The organism is Mycolicibacter sinensis, from assembly GCF_001667375.1.
GTDB classification, from domain to species: Bacteria; Actinomycetota; Actinomycetes; order Mycobacteriales; family Mycobacteriaceae; genus Mycobacterium; species Mycobacterium sinense_A.
On the sequence record NZ_LZIN01000019.1, the window covers coordinates 23,430 to 37,143 of the forward strand.

The window sequence follows — 13,714 nt, forward strand, 5'->3', positions numbered from 1 at the left end:
ACTACTTGGCTGACTTGGCCGGGGTGAGTTGCTGCGGGCAATAGGTTTTGGCCGCGATCGTCGCGAATTGGGCGGCGCCGCTTATGGTCAGGGCGGGATTGGCCTCGCGCAGATCGGTGAGCAACTCCAAGCCGCTTTCGCCGTTGGCCGCCAGTCCGCAGACCGCCTGGCCGGCCGCCACGGCCTGCGCCGGATCATCGAAGGCGATGCCCACCTGGTGCAGCGAGGTGATGAAGTCGGTCGGATCGACGGCGCTTGCCTCGACGACACCGGGTTCGGCGTGCGCCGGCGCGGCGAGAACGATCGCGGTCAGTGCCACCACGGGGGCGAACAGGACTCGCATTGCATACCTCCGGGGTCAGCCGAGCGCGGATTGCGGTCCGGTGGGCACCGCCTCGTCCTCGGCGCACACGTGCACAGCGTGGATTCCGGGCTTCAGCGACAGCTTGGCGACCAGATCGTCGAGCCCGGCTTCGTCGACGTTCCAATGCTGCACCACGTCCGGCGTCTGCTGCAGCTGGGCAATGACCTGATCGAGCTTGACCGGAGCGTCACGGTTCTTGGCGTTGGCCGCGACGACCCGCACACCGGGCGCGGCCACCCGGGTGGCCGGACCACCCAGGGCGCCTCCGGTCAAGCTGCCCAGCGCCGCCGGGCTGAGCAGGCCGCCGAGCTGCGCCGCCGGGGCCGCCCCCAGGGCGGTGGTCGGCACGGCCACAGAGGCCAGCTTGATCGCCGGGGCGGCGGTGGCCCAGCTCGGCGGCACCGACAACGCTCCCACCGTCGAGGCGCTGGCGGCACTCGCCGAGGCGGCGGTGGCCACCCCGCGGGCCAGACCGGTGGCCGGGCCGGCTGCCAGCCCGGCACTCATCAGCCCGCCACCCAGCGCGGATTTGGGGATCGCCGGCGGACTCGGCAGCTTGTGGAAGAGCCTGACCTGGGTCATACCCAGGTTGGTGGTGCCGCCGACCGCGTTGGTCCAGGTGCCCTCCGAGCCGATCGAGGACTGGAAGTTCCAGAACGACTCGTACAGCCCCGCCATGTCGGTGTCCCCGGTGACGGCGCCCACCGCGTTCTGTGCCCCGTCGGTGTATTGCGAGGGGGCCGTGGCGATGGCCTGCCCCAGCTTGGCGAGCGTCGACTGGGCGGTCGACTGCGCCGAGGCCTGCGCCGCTTCGGCGGCCGCAGCGGCCTGGCCGGTGTTGTCGTTGGTGGTCCGCGGTGGTGTGGTGAACGCCTTCAGCTGGGTGGCGGCCTGCGACGCCGTCGCGTAGCCGACCATGGCCGCGACGTCTTGCGCCCACATCTGGGCGTATTGCGCTTCGGTGGTGGCGATGGCGGCACTGTTCTGCCCGAGAATATTGCCAGCCACCAGCGATGCGAGCTGGCTGCGGTTGGCAGCGATGACCGGCGGCGGAACGATACCGGCGAAGGCGGATTCGTAGGCGCTGGCCGCGGCGCTGGCCTGGCCGGCGGTCTCCTCGGCCTGAGCGGCCGTCGTCGACAACCAGGTCACGTACGGGGCGGCGGCCGCCGCCATGGTCGTCGCCGCCGGGCCCTGCCACCCCCCGCTCAGCCCCGAGAGCACCGCGGCGTACGAGGACGCGGTGGCATGCAGCTCGGCGGCCAGCCCCGACCAGGCCGAGGCGGCGCTCAGCAGGGGGGCAGCACCCGGACCCGAATAGATCAGACCGGAGATGATCTCCGGCGGCTGCGCCGCGAAGCTCTGAAAAACCATGTGCTGCGCCTCCTTACTTCTGAATCGGCGGGATGACGATGATGGTGGCGGTGGTGGCGATGTCGGGGCCCGCCGCCACCGCGTTGGTGACCTGGGTGACGGTGCCGATGGTGCGCTGCGAGGCCGCGCCGACGGCGTGGCCGACGGGCGCGCTGAGTGCCCGGCCCGCCAGACTCGACGCCGCCATCTGCCCGAACATGCCGTTCTCGCCGTTGACGGCCATCGCGGGGGCCGCGTCGAGCACGGCCTTGGGCAACACCGACGCGACGGTCTGCACGCTGGGCGCGACCCCCGGTGCCGCCGAGGTCCAGGTGGTCGGCACCGACAGCGACCCGACCATGCCCGCGCGGCCGATCGCCGCCGAGGCCGCGGGCACGCTCGCCGGGTTCACCGCAGGCCCGCCGGTCAGCAACTCGCTGGCCAGCAGCGGCGACAACGCCCCGGTGATGGGCTTCGGGTTGAAGAACGAACCCAGGCTTTGCGCACCGTTGTTCATGCTCGCCAGGCTCGAGCTGACCTGCCACCAGTTCTTGAACAGCCGCAGTATCCCCAGTGGCGAATAGGGACCGTCGACGACCTTGATGAAGTTGGTGATGCTGTCCATGCCGTTCTTCAGACCTGTTGTCGCCTGGGTAGCCGCCGACGACAGCGAGGTCGGGTTCGTCGTCAGCGTCTGCAAGGTGCTCGGCACCTGCGACATCAGCTGAGACAGCGCCGACTGCGCATTGGAGCCGGCCGAGGACTGCGTCGCGTTGGCCACCGCCGCCGCCTGGCTGCCTTGTCCGCTGGGATCGGTGGTCTGAGGGGGCGTGGAGAAGGGGGTCAGCTGGGTGGCGGCCGCCGAGGAGCCGGCGTAGGCGTACATCGCGGCCGCATCCTGGGCCCACATCAGGCCGTACTGGGCCTCGGTGGCGGCGATCGCCGGCGTGTTCTGCCCCAGAAAATTGGTGGCGACCAGCGATGCGAGCAGAGTCCGATTCGCCGCGATCACCGGCGGCGGGACGGTGGCGCCGAAGGCCAGCTCGTAGGCGCCAGCGGCCGCCCTGGCCTGAAGCGCCGCCTGCTCCGCCTGCGCCGCGGTGGCTCTCATCCACTGTTCATACGGCGCTGCCGCGGTCGCCATCGCACCCGCCGAGGGCCCGTGCCAGGCTGAACTGGCCAGGTCGGCGATGACCGACCCGTACCCCGTCGCGGTGGTATGCAGTTCGCCTGCCAGTGCATCCCAGGCTGTCGCAGCGGCCAGCAGGGGAGCCGACCCCGGCCCAGAATAGATTCTGGCGGAGTTGATTTCCGGTGGCAGTGCCCCGAAATCCATAGCCCTCCTCCGCTTCCGATCAGTAACCGACTGCAGCCACCGGCAATCAAAGATGATGTGTCAGAAGGTTAGCCAGCGGAGGGCCGGTTTCCGGGCCGGCGAGACCGGTGTTCCCGGCGGCGCGAGCCACGTCTGGCAAGCGCTTGCCACGGCGCTCGGAGGTCTGTTCGCCGGGCGCCGTCGGGCACGTTGATCAGCGCGAATACCGATTATCGGCCGCCGAGGCGCACCACGCTGTCGGGGGCGGTCCGACCGCCGGTGACCAAAAGAATCTGGCTGCGAGAAACTCGGGCCGCTGCGCTGATCACGCCTTGGCGATGCTCGCCTGCACCCCGTCGCCGATCTCCGCGGCGCCGGTACCCGGGTCGCCGAATTCGAAGCCGGTGGCGAGGATCTCGCCGGCGATCAGGTCGCGATGGGCCTGCGCCCATCCGAGCCGCTGGTCGGGCACCGACATCACAACACTGATCCGGTCGGAGACCTGCAGGCCGGTGTTCTTGCGCAGTTCCTGCAATTCGCGGATGCGGTCCTTGGCCCAGCCCTCGGCTTCGAGCTCTTCGGTCACCGTGCCGTCGAGCACGACCAGTCCGGCGCCATCCGGCAGGGCCACGGTGAACTCCGGATCGGCGGCCACCAGCTTCGAGGTGTACTCGCCCTCGCGCAGCACCACCGGCCCGGCGCTCAGGGTGCCGTCCGGATGCACCACGCCCTGTCCCGCCTTGACGGCCTTGATCGCGGCCTGCACATCCTTACCCAGTCGCGGACCGGCCACCTTGGCGTTGACCGCCAGGTCGAAGCGGCCGTAGCGGTCGATGTCGGCGGTCAGCTCCACCGCCTTGACGTTGAGCTCGTCGGCGATCAGTTCGGTGAACGGCGCCAGTCGCTGCGGCTCATCGACGGCCACGGTGAGTTTGGGCAGCGGCAGCCGCACCCGCAGCTGATGCGACTTGCGCAGCGAGGACGCGGCCGAACACACCTCGCGCACCTGGTCCATCGCGGCGACCAGCTCGGGATCGGCGGGCAGGCCGGCAGGCTCGGGCCAGTCGGTCAGGTGCACCGAACGCTCGCCGGTGACACCACGCCAGATCACCTCGGTGGTCAGCGGCATTAGCGGTGCGGCCAGCCGGCAAGTCACTTCCAGCACCGTGTGCAGGGTGTCGATGGCATCGGGGTCCTCGTCCCAGAACCGCTGCCGGGAGCGCCGCACATACCAGTTGGTCAGCGCCTCGGTGAACTGGCGCAGTTCCTCACACGCCCCGGAGATGTCGCAACCGTCCAGCGCCGCGGTCAGCTCATCGCGCAATGCGACCAGCTTCGCCAGGATGTAGCGGTCCAGCACGTGCGACGAATCGGTGCGCCACGCACCGGGTTTCGGTGCGTAGAGCGCCAGGAAGCTGTAGGCATTGGTCAACGGCAGCATCACCTGGCGCACACCCTCGCGGATGCCCGGCTCGGTGACGATCAGGTTGCCACCCCGCAGGATCGGCGAGGCCATCAGGAACCAGCGCATGGCGTCGGAGCCGTCGCGGTCGAACACCTCGTTCACATCGGGGTAGTTGCGCAGCGACTTGCTCATCTTCTGCCCGTCAGAGCCCAGCACGATGCCATGCGCCACACAGGTTTTGAATGCCGGCCGGTCGAATAGCGCGGTGGCCAGCACGTGCATCATGTAGAACCAGCCGCGGGTCTGACCGATGTACTCGACGATGAAGTCGCCGGGGTAATGGGTTTGAAACCAGTCGGAGTTCTCGAACGGGTAGTGCACCTGGGCGTACGGCATCGACCCGGAGTCGAACCACACGTCGAGCACATCGGGGATGCGTCGCATCGTCGACGCGCCGGTCGGATCGTCGGGGTTGGGCCGGGTCAACTCATCGATGTAGGGCCGGTGCAGATTGTCCGGGCGCACCCCGAAATCCCGCTCGAGCTCATCGAGGCTGCCATAGACATCGATTCGGGGGTACGCCGGATCGTCGGATTTCCACACCGGGATCGGGGTGCCCCAGTAGCGGTTTCGCGAGATCGACCAGTCGCGCGCACCGCGCAGCCAGTTGCCGAAGATACCGTCCTTGACGTGCTCGGGGTACCAGGTGATCTGTTCGTTGAGTTCCACCATCCGGTCGCGGAACTCGGTGACCCGCACGAACCACGACGAAACCGCCTTGTAGATCAGCGGGTTGCGGCACCGCCAGCAGTGCGGATAGGGGTGCTCGTAGGTTTCGTGGCGCACCAGCACCGCCCCGTTGGCGGCGACCGGTCCGGTGCCGTTCTTCAGGTCGGCGATGATCGCCTTGTTGGCGTCGAAGACGTGCTGACCGGCGTAATCGCTGACGCTGGAATCGAAGCGGCCCTTGGCGTCCACCGGGGTGACCGGGGTGATCCCGGCCGGATCGGTGGTGTTCTTGTCGTCCTCGCCGTAAGCCGGCGCCAGGTGCACCAGCCCGGTGCCGTCCTCGGTCGAGACGAAGTCGGCGGCGAGCACCCGAAAAGCATTGGCGGAGTCCATGAAGTATCCGAACGGCGGCAGGTACCGCATGCCCAGCAGGTCAGCACCCCGGTAGCTCGCCAGTACTTGCGGTTCTTCGCCGAGTTCACGCGCATAGGCGCCGAGCCGCGCTTCGGCCAGTACGTAGCGGCGCTCCCCCACCGCGACCTGCACATAGGTCACCTCGGGGTTGACCGCGACCGCCATGTTCGACGGCAGCGTCCACGGCGTGGTGGTCCACACCAGCAGATGGGAGCCGGCCAGCTCCCCAGCCGACCCCTCTCCGGCCGCCCCGCCCACGATCTGGAACCCCACGGTCAGCGCGGGATCCTGGCGGCTCTGGTAGACGTCGTCGTCCATCCGCAGTTCGTGATTGGACAGCGGGGTCTCATCACGCCAGCAGTACGGCAGTACGCGGTAGCCCTCGTAGGCAAGGCCCTTGTCCCACAACCGCTTGAACGCCCACAGCACCGATTCCATGAACGGCAGGTCGAGCGTCTTGTAGTCGTTGTCGAAGTCGACCCAGCGGGCCTGCCGGGTGACGTAGGCCTGCCATTCGGCGGTGTAGCGCAGCACCGACTCCCGGCAGGCCTGGTTGAAGGCGGCGATACCCATCGCGTCGATCTGCGACTTGTCGGTGATGCCGAGCTGGCGTTCCACCTCCAGTTCGGCGGGAAGACCGTGGGTGTCCCAGCCGAACCGGCGCTCCACCTTGTAGCCGCGCATGGTGCGATACCGCGGCACGATGTCCTTGACGTAACCGGTGAGCAGATGCCCGTAATGGGGCAGTCCGTTGGCGAACGGCGGGCCGTCGTAGAACACGTATTCTTCGGCGCCGTCGCGGCGGGCGATACTGGCCCGGAAGGTGTCATCAGCCGCCCAGTAATCGAGGACCTCGGCCTCGGCCGCCGGAAAGTCGGGGGCGCCGGCGACCGGCTTCGGATAGCTGCGTTCGCTCACTGTCTGTCGTCTCCCAAGCGCCCGGCCCGGGGACGACGCCGCGCAGGTTACGCGAGCACCGCGGTACCACCCCGCTTGCCGCGCTGCCGACGCGACCGCTCAACAAGGCTGTGACGGGCTTACCCGTTCGGTTCTACTGAGGCCGGTCTCTGCCTGGCCCGTTCTTCCGAAGACTCCCCGGTGATGGCCGGATCATTGCCGTTGGCACCAGAGTCTAGATCCCCTGGTCGATCTTCGTATTGGCAGGGCCGTCGGACCCTACACTTTTTCGCGTGGCATTCAGCGCGTCCTATGCCCGCGATGTGGTTCTGCCGCTGGCGCAGGCGGCCTACACGGTGATGACCGGCGCCCAGCCCACGCTGCCGCCCGGGTTCGCCCAGACCGCCCTGATCAAGGCCGATTCCACGCACCTGGCCGCACTGCCCGACCAGCACCCGGCAAAAGCGATGGCCAAGGACACCAACGTCTTCGGGTTGATGGGGCACGACAGCGCGACCGGCACCGCGTTCGTGTCCTTTCGCGGCAGCGCGGACGTGGCCGACTGGATCGCCGACTTCGACTTCGTGCCGGCGGTCTATGCACCCGTCAGCGGGTTCGGCCAGGTCCACGCCGGGTTCCAGGACGTCTACCGCTGCGTCCGGGGCAGCATCGCCGCCAACCTGCCCGCCGCCACCCACGGCTGCAACCAGATCCTGATCACCGGCGACAGCCTCGGCGCGGCACTGGCCGTGCTGGCGGCGCCGGACATCGCCCTGGCGATGCCGCCCAACACCATCGAGCCGCGGCTGACCACCTTCGCCGGGCCGCGGGTCGGGCTGCCCGACTTCGCCGCCGCCTTCGACGCGGCGATCGAATGCTGCTATCGGGTGGTGAACTTCCTCGACGTCGTGCCGCTGGTACCGCCGTCGCCGTACGTGCACGTGGGGGCCGAGATCGCTGTGGACAGCGGCGGGGCTATCGACCTCGGCTGGCGGCACAGCCTGGCCGCCTATCACGCCGGGCTGTCGGCGCTGATGGCCGCGCCGCCATGACCAAGCCGGTTGCTCGCGGACTGTGTATGGCGGCCACCGTCCTGATCGGGCTCGTCCCGGCGGTACCGGGATCTCGAGCGGGTGAGGTGCGGCTCGCCGGCCTGAGCGATGGCTTGGGAGACGGGTTAGCGCTGATCATGGGCGGCAGCGGGATCCCGCTCCCGCCGCCCGGCTATGTCGACGCCGCCACCACGCTCTACCTCCAACCGCACGGCTTCACCGGGACACCGCAGGCCCTGTTCACCCCGGCGGGCTTCTACCCCACGACCGGCGTCAAGAGCCTCCCGGCGTTCGTCTCCGAAACCCAGGGGGCGCAGATGCTCAGTGAGACGGTCACCCGCCAAATCGCCGGCGGCGGTGTGGACGCGACGAATCCGATGGTGGTCTTCGGCTACTCGCAGAGCTCAGCGCTGTCCTCGCTGGCCATGCCCCAGCTCGCCGACCAGGGCATACCGGCCGAGGATGTTCACTTCGTGCTGGTCGGCGACACCGCGGCACCCAACGGCGGGCTACTGGAACGCTTCGACGTCCCGCTGGGTTCGAACCCGTCGATCCCGAGCCTGGGCATCACATTCGGCCATCCCACGCCAGACCTCTACCCCACCGAGGTCTACACGCTCGAATACGACGGGTTCGCCGACTTCCCGCAGTACCCGCTCAATCCGCTGGCGGTCCTGAACGCCATGGCCGGAATGGTTCTCGAGCACTTCACCTACCTGGGGCTGGAACCCGACCAGATCGCGGACGCCATACCGCTGCCGACGGCGGACGCCGACTCACTGACCCACTACTTCGTGATTCCGCAGGATCATCTGCCGCTACTGGATCTGGTGCGCTTCCTGCCGTTCCTCGGCAATCCGCTGGCCGACCTGGTGGAGCCGGTGATGAAGATCCTGGTGAACCTCGGCTACGGCGGCATCACCGAGGGCTGGAGCCAGGGCCCGGCGGACGTGGAAACCCCGTTCGGCCTCTTCCCGCCGGACCTCGATTGGGGCGAAGTCTTCAACGCGCTGGCCACGGCGATACCGGAAGGGCTCGTCGCCGCCGGCCGGGATCTGCTGGACCCGCGCACTTACGACGTCTTCGCCTCGATCGCCGACAATCCGGCGACCGGCCCGCTGCTGCGGGCGGCGTACGCGGTCGGCGACCTCAGCATTCATCCGGCCGCCTTCCTCGACGATCCGAACCTGTCGACCTTCACCCAGGTGTTCAACGCGCTGGACCTCGGGTCATCGGCGACGCCGTCGGAGTGGTACACCCAGCTGCTCCCGCTGGCCGACATGTTCACGGCATTGACCGTGACCCTGCCGGTCTACAACCTGACAATTTTTCTCGACCAGCTCGAGTCAGGCAACCTCATCGAGGCAATCGGTCTTCCGATCGCGGCCGACATGACGCTGATCCCGATCGCCGTAGCCCTCGGACTCGGACTCGGCGGCGGCCTCTAGCGCGCCTCCCGGCACTCCCAGGAATCGGGCATCAGCCCCGTCTCGATGAAGTCGGTCAGCTCCGCCGCCTGCTCGGGTTCCAGCTCGGAGTCGGCGGCGCGGTAGATGACCTGCTCCTCTTTGGAGTTGTGCACGGCGAGCTGATCGAGCAGCAGTCGGCAGATCGCGCCGATCCGCTCGGTGTCACCGCCGGCCACCAGGCTCGCCAGCGCATCCATGCTGCGCCAGATCTCGCCGTGCTCGGTCATCATCACCGCGACCGGCATCGCCATCCCGCCGTGCCGGATCGGCGGAAACAGGATCCGCTCCTCGAGGTAGATGTGCCGGCGCAGCGCTTCCAGAGCCGCGTTCACCTCGTCGGCATCGACCCGGCCGTCCCGGAGCCCGATCAGGAACGCTTCGAGGCGGGCGTCGACCTCTTGATGCTCACGTTCCAGCATGGCCGACGGGGACCTGTCTGATTTCTCAACGGACACCGGCGTTCCCCAATTCAACTCAGACAGTGGCTTTCGCACAGACCCAGCCCTCGGGCATCCGGCCCGCTTCGAGGAACCCCGCCAGTTCGGCGGCCTGCTCGGGCGCCAGGCCGGTGTCGGCGGCCGGGTAGATCACCGGCTCCTCGACCTTGTTGTGGTCGACCAACAGCGCCACCAGCCGTTGGCAGACTTCCCGCAACGTGTCGGGGTCGGCTGAATCGCCCGGCCCGCCGACCAGGCGGTCGAGTGCGTCGGCGGTGCGCCAGATCTCCCCGTGCCCGCGGATCATCCCGAACACCGACATCATCTGGGCGCCCTTGCTGATCGGCGGGAACAGGAGCTGTTCTTCCATATAGATGTGGCGCCGCAGCGCTGCCAGGGTCGCCCGGAGGGCCTCGGCGTCCACGCTGCCGGCATCCAGCTTGTCCAGGAAATCCCCGATGCCGGCGTCGATCTCCTGATGCTCGCGTTCCAGTGCGGCCGAGAGGTTTCCGTCAGACATCAGCGCCACCCCGCTCACACCAGCGCGGCATCGAGGCTGATCTCGGCCCCGGCGAACAACCGCGACACCGGGCACAGCGCAGCGGCGGCGCTGACCACCTCCGCGAAGCCGTCGGCGTCCAGACCGGCCACCTTCGCCCGAATCGTCAGCCTGGAGGTGGTGATGGTGGGCAGCCCGTCGACCTCCTCGAGGGTGACCGTCGAGGTGACATCGAGGCGCTGTGGCGGGGTGTCGTTCTCACCGAGCTTGAGCGACAACGCCATTGCGAAACACGACGAGTGGGCCGCGGCAGCGAGTTCCTCCGGGCTGGTCTTTCCGCCGGGCTGCTCGGTGCGGGCCGCCCAGGTCACCGGCAGACCGTCGAGGGCACCGCTGCTGCCGTGACCCAACGTTCCCGCCCCGGTAGCCAGCGGTCCTTCCCAGGTGGTCTGTACGGTCCGATCCGCGATGCTCATCTGCCGCCTCCTCGGTGCGGACGCCGGCTAGGAGCTGGAACCCGCACCAGTATTTTTCACAATCAACGATTGTTGAAATGCTAGTGCATCGGGCAGCGCGCTGACCAGAGCCGATCGGCCCTACTACCGGTCGGTTTCCTCCTCCGGTGGCTGCACGGTGGCCAGCACCTCACTGGGGCGATCCTCGCCGGGTGCGTCGGGCCGTCCGGACAGCTCGGGGAACGCCGTGGCCACCATGTCCTCGAACGTGGTCGTCTCGTCCGGTTCCGCAGCCGCCGAGACGTCCTGGTCGACATCCTCAGCGTCGTCAACGTCATCGGAGGCGACGACGGCAACAGCCTCATCAGCGTCGTCGGCGCCGGCCACGTCGGTGTACGCAGCGTCGGTGTCGATGTCGTCAGCGGCCGCCGTGACCGGTCCGGTCCCGCGCGGCGCGCGCGGCGGATGCTCCCGCACGTTCAACGGCCACCAGAACCACCGGCCCAGCAGCGCAGCCATGGACGGCATCATGAACGAACGCACGATCAAGGTGTCGAACAGCAGGCCCAGGCCGATCGTGGTGCCCACCTGGCCCACCACCCGCAGGTCGCTGACCAGCATCGAGGCCATCGTGAACGCGAACACCAAGCCGGCAGCGGTGACGACCTTGCCGGTGCCGCCCATCGCCCGGATGATGCCGGTCTTGATCCCGGCGCCGAGTTCCTCCTTGAACCGGGCGACCAGCAGCAGGTTGTAGTCACAGCCCACCGCCAGCAGGATGATCACCGACATCACCATCACCAGCCAGTGCAGGTGGATGCCGAAGATGTACTGCCACACCAACACCGACAGCCCGACCGACGCCCCCAGTGAAGCCAGCACCGTCCCGACGATCACCAGCGAGGCGACGAAGCTACGCGTGATCAACAGCATGATGATGAAAATGATTGCCAGCGAAGCGATCCCGGCGATCAGTAGGTCGTAGTCGGCGATTCCCTGCAGGTCATTGAAGAGCGCGGCGGTACCGGCCACATAGACCTGAGCCGACGACAGCGGCGTCCCCTTCAGAGATTCGGTGGCGGCCTTCTTGATCAGGTTCACCCGCGCCATGCCTTCCGGCGTCGCCGGATAGCCGTCATGGGTGACGAAGAAGCGTGCCGCGTGACCGTCGGGCGAGAGGAACAGCTGGATCACCCGTTTGAAGTCCGGGTTGTCGAACGCCTCCCGCGGCAGGTAGAACGAGTCGTCGCTCTTGGCCGCGTCGAAGTCCTGGCCCATCGCGGCCGAATCCCCGCCGACCTCCTCGAACTGCGCCATCATCCCGGACATGGTGCTGTGCAGGGTGAGCAGCATGGTCTGCATGCTGCGTAGCGCCGCGATCTGCGCCGGCATCATCTCCAGCAGCTGCGGTGTCACCACGTCGACGTTGGTCATCACCGGTGCCAGCTCGTTGAGCTTGTCGGTGAGCTGGGTCGCACCGTCCATCGAGGCGTACGCCGACCGCAGCGACAGGCAGGTCGGGTCCCCGCGGCAATCATTGGTGTCAACGGATTGCCGCAGCAGCTTGGAATTCGCGTTGAAATCGGCCATGTGGGCGCGCATCTGCTGGGCCAGATCCATCGCCTCGTACGAGACACCGGTCGCCTCGTGGGTGTTGGTGCCCAACTGCTGCATGAGCGCGTACATCCGCTGCAGCGAGGCGATGGTGCCCTCGAGTTCGTCGGCCTGCTTGCGCATGTCGGCGACCCGGTTCTTCATGAAATCCAGGTTCTGCATCTGCCCGGCGCTTTGCATGCTCAGCAGGAACGGGATCGAGGTATGCCCCAGCGGGGTGCCCTCGGGCCGGGTCACCCCTTGCACCATGGCGACGCCCTCGACCGCGAAGACGCTTTTCGCCAGCTTGTTGAGCACCAGGAAGTCCGCCGAGTTGCGCATGTCGTGGTCGGATTCGATCAGCAGCACCTCGGGCAGCAGCCGCGATTCCGGGAAGTGCCGTGATGCGGCCGCCCAGCCGAGGTTGGCCGGGGTGTCGGCCGGGATGAACGACGGGTCCTTGTAGCTGACCTGGTAGCCGGGCAGCGCCAGCAGTCCGATGAGCGCGACCGAACACGCGGCCACGAAGATCGGTCCGGGCCAGCGCACGATCGCCGTGCCCACCTTGCGCCAGCCCCGATCCGACATCTTGCGCCGGGGTTCGAGCAGCCCGAAGCGACTGGCGACGGCCAGCACCGCGGGGACCAGCGTCAGCGCGATCGCCACCGCGACCAGCATGCCGACCGCGCACGGGATGCCCATGGTCTGGAAGACCGGTAGCCGGGTGAAGCTCAGGCAGAAGGTGGCGCCGGCGATCGTCATGCCCGACGCCAGCACCACGTGGGCGACTCCGCGGTAGGTGGTGAAGTAGGCCGTCTTCGGGTCCTCGCCGGCGTGGCGGGCCTCGTGGTAGCGGCCGATGAAGAAGATGCCGTAGTCGGTCCCGGCGGCGATCGCCAGTGTCACCAGGATGTTGATCGCGAAGGTGGACAATCCGATCCACCCCATGTGGCCCAGGAAGGCCACGATTCCGCGCGCCGCCGCCAGCTCGACGCCGACAACCGCCAACAGCACAGCGACGGTGCTGAGCGAGCGATAGAGCAGCAACAGCATCAGCGAGATCACCGACACGGTGGCGATCAGGATCTTCAGCACCGCACGGTCACCGCTGGTGTTCATGTCGGTGACCATCGGCGCCGGGCCGGTGACGTAGGCGCGCACGCCGGGCGGCGCGGGCGTGTGCGACACGATGTCGCGGACCGCTTCGACCGATTCGTTGGCCAGCGCCTCGCCCTGGTTGCCAGCGAGGTTCAGCTGGACCAGCGCCGCTTTGCCGTCAGAACTCTGGGCTCCCCCCGCGGTAAGCGGGTCCCCCCAGAAGTCCTGGATGTGCTGGATGTGCTTGGTGTCGGCGTTGAGCTGGGCGATCAGCTCGTTGTAGTAGTGGTGGGCGGCATCGCCGAGGGGCTCGTCGCCTTCGATGACGATCATCGCCGCACTGTCGGTGTTCGACTCCTGGAAGGAGTGTCCCAGCCGCGCCATCGCCTGAATCGACGGCGCGTCCTTGGCGCTCAACGACACCGGGTGTTCCTTGGCGACCTGCTCCAGTGGTGGAACGGCGAGGCTCACCAGAAGCGTGATCCCCACCCAGCCGAGAATGATCGGCAACGCGAACTTACGGACCAATTCCGCCGCAGACGGCCGGCTACGGCTCAGGTGCGTTTTCGTCACTTCTGCAAGGCCCCTCACCAGACGATTTCCCCCAAACGATCACTGTAACCCCAGTTCATCG

10 protein-coding genes are annotated in these 13,714 nt (G+C 67.9%); 2 read left to right on the forward strand and 8 right to left on the reverse strand.

Annotated elements, in window-relative coordinates:
- Position 1: 1 nt before the first annotated feature.
- From A5771_RS03560 to ileS, 4 genes are all read right to left on the reverse strand, one after another.
- Positions 2-343, reverse strand: a complete 342-nt coding sequence (locus tag A5771_RS03560; protein WP_064853826.1) for a DUF732 domain-containing protein — start codon at positions 341-343, stop codon at positions 2-4.
- A 15-nt stretch (positions 344-358) separates the two neighbouring features.
- Positions 359-1,738, reverse strand: a complete 1,380-nt coding sequence (locus tag A5771_RS03565; RefSeq protein ID WP_064853827.1) for a PPE family protein — start codon at positions 1,736-1,738, stop codon at positions 359-361.
- Positions 1,739-1,751: 13 nt separating this feature from the next.
- Positions 1,752-3,053: a PPE family protein gene (locus tag A5771_RS03570; RefSeq protein WP_064853828.1), complete on the reverse strand. Its 1,302-nt coding sequence runs from the start codon at positions 3,051-3,053 to the stop codon at positions 1,752-1,754.
- 304 nt (positions 3,054-3,357) lie between these two features.
- Positions 3,358-6,498, reverse strand: coding sequence for an isoleucine--tRNA ligase (gene ileS, locus A5771_RS03575; protein ID WP_064853829.1), 3,141 nt, complete (start codon positions 6,496-6,498; stop codon positions 3,358-3,360).
- 272 nt (positions 6,499-6,770) lie between these two features.
- Between ileS and A5771_RS03580 the strand changes: the two genes are divergently transcribed.
- Complete coding sequence (locus tag A5771_RS03580) at positions 6,771-7,529, forward strand: lipase family protein (protein ID WP_064853830.1); 759 nt, start codon at positions 6,771-6,773, stop codon at positions 7,527-7,529.
- A 26-nt stretch (positions 7,530-7,555) separates the two neighbouring features.
- A complete protein-coding gene (locus A5771_RS03585; RefSeq protein ID WP_165606154.1) occupies positions 7,556-8,977 on the forward strand; it encodes a PE-PPE domain-containing protein in 1,422 nt (473 codons plus the stop codon).
- On the opposite strand, the gene A5771_RS03590 is transcribed toward A5771_RS03585, so the two are convergent.
- The 4 genes from A5771_RS03590 to A5771_RS03605 form a co-directional block, all read right to left on the reverse strand.
- Positions 8,974-9,417 (reverse strand): hemerythrin domain-containing protein, encoded by a 444-nt coding sequence (locus A5771_RS03590; protein WP_064853832.1) that lies wholly within the window; start codon positions 9,415-9,417, stop codon positions 8,974-8,976. The two genes, A5771_RS03585 and A5771_RS03590, sit on opposite strands and share 4 nt — an antisense overlap.
- A gap of 55 nt (positions 9,418-9,472) precedes the next feature.
- Positions 9,473-9,955, reverse strand: a complete 483-nt coding sequence (locus A5771_RS03595) for a hemerythrin domain-containing protein (protein ID WP_064853941.1) — start codon at positions 9,953-9,955, stop codon at positions 9,473-9,475.
- Positions 9,956-9,969: 14 nt separating this feature from the next.
- Positions 9,970-10,410 (reverse strand): OsmC family peroxiredoxin, encoded by a 441-nt coding sequence (locus tag A5771_RS03600; protein WP_064853833.1) that lies wholly within the window; start codon positions 10,408-10,410, stop codon positions 9,970-9,972.
- Positions 10,411-10,533: 123 nt separating this feature from the next.
- Positions 10,534-13,653 carry an RND family transporter gene (locus tag A5771_RS03605; RefSeq protein ID WP_207545379.1) on the reverse strand — a complete coding sequence of 1,040 codons (3,120 nt, stop codon included), beginning with the start codon at positions 13,651-13,653 and terminating at the stop codon, positions 10,534-10,536.
- Positions 13,654-13,714 lie beyond the last annotated feature (61 nt).

Bases quoted from the DNA above. Each gene is read 5' to 3' on its own strand.
- A5771_RS03595 (WP_064853941.1), bottom strand. From the start codon at position 9,955: ATGTCTGACGGAAACCTCTCGGCCGCACTGGAACGCGAGCATCAGGAG.
- A5771_RS03600 (WP_064853833.1), bottom strand. From the start codon at position 10,410: ATGAGCATCGCGGATCGGACCGTACAGACCACCTGGGAAGGACCGCTG.
- A5771_RS03585 (WP_165606154.1), top strand. From the start codon at position 7,556: ATGGCGGCCACCGTCCTGATCGGGCTCGTCCCGGCGGTACCGGGATCT.
- A5771_RS03565 (WP_064853827.1), bottom strand. From the start codon at position 1,738: ATGGTTTTTCAGAGCTTCGCGGCGCAGCCGCCGGAGATCATCTCCGGT.
- A5771_RS03560 (WP_064853826.1), bottom strand. From the start codon at position 343: ATGCGAGTCCTGTTCGCCCCCGTGGTGGCACTGACCGCGATCGTTCTC.
- A5771_RS03570 (WP_064853828.1), bottom strand. From the start codon at position 3,053: ATGGATTTCGGGGCACTGCCACCGGAAATCAACTCCGCCAGAATCTAT.
- A5771_RS03590 (WP_064853832.1), bottom strand. From the start codon at position 9,417: ATGCTGGAACGTGAGCATCAAGAGGTCGACGCCCGCCTCGAAGCGTTC.